We start from the raw sequence: 4,898 nt of genomic DNA on the forward strand, positions 1-4,898 counted from the left end.
GAATAGACATGGTGGATGCGCTGCGGCAGCGTGTCGGTCGCAAGGCGTTCTATTTTCAGGCTTTTCTCGACATAAGCGCATTCCTTCGCCAGCGCCGCTTCGACATTCCCGGTGAAGGCGAGCTTCCACACGACTGGCGCGATCCAGACCTTGAAATCGGAATCCGTGGCCCGGCCGCGCTTGAGGGCCTCCAGCCCCATCTCGATGGCACCCGGCAGCAAAGGCGCAACGACATTGGCATGCCAGCCGACGCCGCCTTCGGGATGCAGCAGCACGCCATGGCCTTTCAAGGCCCAGGCGATGGAGTGTTCCTTGGCTGCCCCGCTATTGCCGGGAATCTGAGCGATGAGGTTGTTGGCCAGCCAGAACTTCTGCATCAGCCGGCCAAGGCCGTTGACGACACCATTGGTTGCCCATGAGGCCGTGAGCGGGCTGACCTGCGACACGATTTCCTTATCGATCATCCAGTCGGTGAAGAACTCGGGATGATTGGGCGTGATGAAGGTCGCCTTCCCTGCCCCGCAACTGGCCTTCAGCCGCTCAAGGTCGGCGTGGGGAAAGTCGATATGGCGGACATTTGAGACGCCGCGCAGACCGGCCAGGCGATTGAACGGCAAGATATCCCGAAATCCGGGAATGCCGCGGAGCATGACGATCCGGTTGACGGATGTCATGGCCCTGATCAGTGCCGGGTTGGGCCGCGGCGCCACGAATGTATCGATCCTGCTCAAGCTGATCCCCCTCGCGCCTGGACGCCGGGGAGAGGTTGAGAGACGATTGCGGCACGTTCAAGTCGATCGTTACGACCACGCCGTGTCGTGGTAAATCAACTGCCTAGACCGGCACTATTTGGCGGGACAGGGTTTCGTCTGGTCGAACAGCGACAGGTTGACCAGCTTGCCGGTCATCGAGAAGTCGCCATAGTCCATGACGAGATCGCGGGTGATGCCGTTCTCATGCAGCTTGAAGCTGATACGGTATTCCGGCACCTCTTCGCCCGTCTTGTTGGTGTCGTCGAAATAGGCGATGTCGACCGGCCAGTATTTGTCGGTAGCGAGCTTTGCCAGTGCCGAAGCTTCCGGGTCGGCCTTGTCGGCATCGGTTTTCTTGCCGACCACGACGGTGGTGGTCATCACCTTGTTGGCGTCTTCGGAACCGTCGAACAGGTTGGTTTCGTAAAAATTCTCGCCCTTTTCGGCCTTGCCGATCAGCTCGACCAGATGCTGGGTCGGGAATTGGGTTGTCGCCAGCTCGACGCTGTTCTTTTCAGGCTTGTCGATGTCGACCTTCAGGCCCTTGGTCTCTTTGGTGGCGATGCCCTTGACCTCCTTGTCGAGATTCTGGTCGACGAAGGATTTTGTCACGAACGAAAATGTCTTGCCTTCGGCGTCCTCGAAAGTGGTCGTCTGCTGGTCGGTCAGCCTGGTGTTGTCGGCGGTGACGATCTGGGTGACGAAGCGGAATTTCACCGTATAGCCTTCGCAGGCCGAGCCATTGAACTCATAGACCATGCGGCCGGATATGCCTGTGATGCCGGACTGATCGGACGCTTTTTTCAAGGTAAGATCGTAGACGGCGCGGTGGGCTTGCAACGCCGGCGCTGCGAAGGCAGGGCCTATCGAGAAGACCCCCGACAACAGGACGGCATGGAATGCGAGGCGCGTTGCGCGCATGAGGTACTCCGATCGTCGCGACTGATGGCAGGCCGCAGGGAAAGATGGTCCAGCTTAAAAAAAGTCGTGGCGGAAGCGAGGCAAAAATAGCAATTTCGGCCCGGCCGGCGCGGCGTCACCAAGCAATAGGGAAATACCATGAGTGAAACAATCGAAAAGCGGCTAAGCGATCTGGGTGTGACGCTTCCCGTCGCCGCCGCGCCCGCCGCCAACTACGTGCCCTATTGCCGGACCGGCAATCTGCTGTTCACCGCCGGACAATTGCCGCTCAAGGACGGCAAGCTGCAGGCGAGCGGGCTGTTAGGTCGCGATCTCGATACCGCAGGTGGCAAGGATGCGGCAAAATACTGCGCGATCAACATTCTGGCGCAGGCCAAGGCAGCACTCGGCGACCTCGAGAAGATTAGCCGTCTGGTGAAGATCACCGTTTTCGTCGCCTCGACACCTGAGTTCGCCGAGCAGCATCTGGTTGCCAACGGCGCCTCCGATTTCCTGGTGGCGGCCCTTGGCGAGCGTGGCAAGCATGCGCGCTCCGCCGTCGGCACCGCCTGCCTGCCGCTTAATGCCGCAGTGGAAATCGAAGCCGTCTTCGAAATCGAATGAGCCAGGGGACAGATATGACCGACCTATCCTGGCTGACCGCCCGGCCCGTCGCCCATCGCGGCTTCCACGACATGAACAAGACGCGCTGGGAAAACACGCTGTCAGCCTTCGCTGCGGCCGCCGAACGCGGCTATGCCATCGAATGCGACGTCCACCTGTCGTCCGACCGCGTTCCTGTCATCATCCATGACGGAGATCTCAAGCGCCTGACCGGCCAGGATGGTTTCGTCTGGCAGCGCACCGCAGCAGAACTCGCGGCGCTCAGGGTCGGTGGCACGGCGGACCATGTGCCGACGCTGCAGGAAATGCTCCACCTGGTCGACGGCCGCGTGCCATTGGTGGTCGAGTTGAAAGGCACGCCCGGCTATGACGAAGGCCTGGTGGCAAGCGTCGGCAAGATGCTCAAGCGCTACAAGGGCAAGGCGGCGATCATGTCGTTCGACCACTGGCTGGTCCGCGATTTTCCGAAAGACGCGCCGGGTATCCCCGGGGGTCTCACCGCCTACGGCAAGGACGTCGGGCTGATCGAGGCGCATTTCGCCATGCTGGCGCACGACATCGCCTTCACCTCCTACGCGGCCGGCGACCTGCCGAACCCATTCGTCAGCTTCGTGCGCGAAAGGCTGAAAATGCCTGTTATCACCTGGACGGTGCACGACCAGCCGGCGGTCGACCTGACCTTCAGATATGCCGACCAGATGACGTTCGAGGGGTTCGAGCCCGATCTGGTCAAAGTCGCCTGAGTGTCTGAAACGTGACTTGTACCAGGCCGGACGGAGCTTAAATAAGCCTCATGGATCAGGGCGACGAGGGTGACGGACAAACGGCCAATGCTGACTATTCGATCCGCGTCGCCGCCGGCATTGGCGCCTTCACCTGTGATGAATGGAACGGCTTTGCCGGAACCGCGCGCGGAGATTCAGAAACCAGTTACAATCCTTTGGTTTCCTTCGCTTTTCTAAGCGCACTCGAAGATTCTGGATGCGCCGTGCGGCGCACCGGCTGGCAGGGCCATCACCTCAGGCTGGAGGACGGGCAAGGCAGATTGCTGGGCGCGGTGCCCTGTTATCTCAAATCGCACAGCCAGGGCGAATATGTGTTCGATCATGGCTGGTCGGATGCCTTCGAGCGCGCCGGCGGCCGTTACTATCCCAAACTGCAAAGTGCCGTGCCGTTCTCCCCGGTCACCGGCCCTCGCCTGCTGGTCAGCAAAGGCGAGGACAGCGCCAAAGTGAAGGCCGGTCTCGCGGCGGGCCTGAAGGCGGTGACGCAAAAACTCGGCGTCTCTTCCGCGCATGTCACCTTCGCGCAAGAGAGCGATGTGGAAGTGCTGGAAGCGGCAGGCTTCCTGCACCGCACCGACCAGCAATTCCATTTCTTCAACGAAGGTTTTTCGACCTATGACGACTTCCTCGCCACCCTTGCCTCGCGCAAGCGAAAGGCGATGAAGAAGGAAAGGCGTGAAGCGCTTGCCCCAGGCATTTCGATCGATCGGCTGACCGGCAAGGACCTCACGGAGAAGGCCTGGGACGATTTCTTCGCCTTCTACATGGACACCGGCAGCCGCAAATGGGGCCGGCCCTATCTCAACCGTCAATTCTTCTCGCTGATCGGCGAACGCATGGCCGACGACATCCTGCTGGTGATGGCCAGGCGCAATGGCCGCTATATCGCCGGCGCCATCAATTTCATCGGTTCGGACGCACTCTATGGCCGCAACTGGGGCTGCATCGAGGACCATCCTTTCCTGCATTTCGAGGTCTGCTATCACCAGGCGATCGACTTCGCCATCGAACGCAAGCTGAAGGTTGTCGAGGCAGGCGCGCAGGGCGAGCACAAGCTGGCGCGCGGCTACCGGCCGGTGATCATGCATTCCGCGCACTACATTGCGCACCCCGGCCTGCGCAACGCCGTCGCCGACTACCTCAGGCGCGAACGCCACGAGGTGGAGCGGATGAGCGAATATCTGGAAGAGCACACCCCGTTCCGCAAGGATCTGGAGGAGTAGCAACAGGGCTGCCTTGACGAGCAGGGCCGACTTCGTCCGATCGTCTTGCCGATTTTCCACCGTTTCGCTACACGAAAGGCACAATCCGGAGCGTTCGCCATGACCGAGGCCGCCTACGATACCGACAACATCTTCGCCAAGATCCTGCGCGGCGAAATTCCCTCGCACCGGGTCTACGAGGATGACGCTGTCATCGCCTTCATGGATGTGATGCCGCAGGGGCCGGGCCACACGCTGGTGGTGCCGAAAGCGCCGTCGCGCAACCTGCTCGACGCCGACCCGTCAATTTTCGGCCATCTCTTGAGCGTCGTTCAGAAAGTGGCGCTGGCGGTGAAAAAGGCCTTTGGCGCCGACGGCGTCACCATCATGCAGTTCAATGAGCCGGCATCGGGGCAAACCGTCTATCATCTGCACGTACATGTCATTCCGCGCTTCGACGGCATCCCGCTGAAGCCGCACACGGGAGGAATGGAGAAGCCGGAGGTGCTGACCGAAAATGCCGAAAAGATCCGGACTGCACTCGAAAATTGAGAAACGCGAGGTCAGCCGATGTGGCGGACCGGGTAGCGCCGTTCAGCCGAGAAGACGATTCTAGTGCCCGGGCGGGCCGGCGC

5 protein-coding genes and 1 pseudogene are annotated in these 4,898 nt (G+C 60.8%); 4 read left to right on the forward strand and 2 right to left on the reverse strand.

What is annotated here, in order from left to right:
• Together EN893_RS18880 and EN893_RS18885 are read right to left on the reverse strand one after the other, a co-directional pair.
• A pseudogene (locus tag EN893_RS18880) lies at window positions 1–731 on the reverse strand (hypothetical protein); the annotation flags it as partial.
• 114 nt (window positions 732–845) lie between these two features.
• The gene (locus EN893_RS18885) at window positions 846–1,673 is read right to left on the reverse strand and encodes a cell envelope integrity EipB family protein (RefSeq protein WP_127269019.1); all 828 of its coding nucleotides are present in this window, start codon (window positions 1,671–1,673) and stop codon (window positions 846–848) included.
• Window positions 1,674–1,811: 138 nt separating this feature from the next.
• On the opposite strand from EN893_RS18885, the gene EN893_RS18890 reads away from it, so the two are divergent.
• The 4 genes from EN893_RS18890 (at window position 1,812) to EN893_RS18905 (ending at window position 4,815) form a co-directional block, all read left to right on the forward strand.
• Window positions 1,812–2,276, forward strand: a complete 465-nt coding sequence (locus EN893_RS18890; RefSeq protein ID WP_127269018.1) for a RidA family protein — start codon at window positions 1,812–1,814, stop codon at window positions 2,274–2,276.
• A gap of 14 nt (window positions 2,277–2,290) precedes the next feature.
• Window positions 2,291–3,019, forward strand: coding sequence for a glycerophosphodiester phosphodiesterase (locus tag EN893_RS18895; protein ID WP_127269017.1), 729 nt, complete (start codon window positions 2,291–2,293; stop codon window positions 3,017–3,019).
• 50 nt (window positions 3,020–3,069) lie between these two features.
• Window positions 3,070–4,284: a GNAT family N-acetyltransferase gene (locus tag EN893_RS18900; protein WP_127272503.1), complete on the forward strand. Its 1,215-nt coding sequence runs from the start codon at window positions 3,070–3,072 to the stop codon at window positions 4,282–4,284.
• Window positions 4,285–4,383: 99 nt separating this feature from the next.
• A complete protein-coding gene (locus tag EN893_RS18905) occupies window positions 4,384–4,815 on the forward strand; it encodes an HIT family protein (RefSeq protein WP_127271001.1) in 432 nt (143 codons plus the stop codon).
• The last annotated feature ends 83 nt before the right edge of the window (window positions 4,816–4,898 follow it).

Source organism: Mesorhizobium sp. M7A.F.Ca.CA.004.04.2.1 (assembly GCF_004022825.1).
In the GTDB taxonomy this organism is placed as follows: Bacteria; Pseudomonadota; Alphaproteobacteria; order Rhizobiales; family Rhizobiaceae; genus Mesorhizobium.

Excerpts from the sequence above, each read along its gene's own strand:
- EN893_RS18905 (WP_127271001.1), top strand. The coding sequence starts at position 4,384 with ATGACCGAGGCCGCCTACGATACCGACAACATCTTCGCCAAGATCCTG.
- EN893_RS18890 (WP_127269018.1), top strand. The coding sequence starts at position 1,812 with ATGAGTGAAACAATCGAAAAGCGGCTAAGCGATCTGGGTGTGACGCTT.
- EN893_RS18900 (WP_127272503.1), top strand. The coding sequence starts at position 3,070 with ATGGATCAGGGCGACGAGGGTGACGGACAAACGGCCAATGCTGACTAT.
- EN893_RS18895 (WP_127269017.1), top strand. The coding sequence starts at position 2,291 with ATGACCGACCTATCCTGGCTGACCGCCCGGCCCGTCGCCCATCGCGGC.
- EN893_RS18885 (WP_127269019.1), bottom strand. The coding sequence starts at position 1,673 with ATGCGCGCAACGCGCCTCGCATTCCATGCCGTCCTGTTGTCGGGGGTC.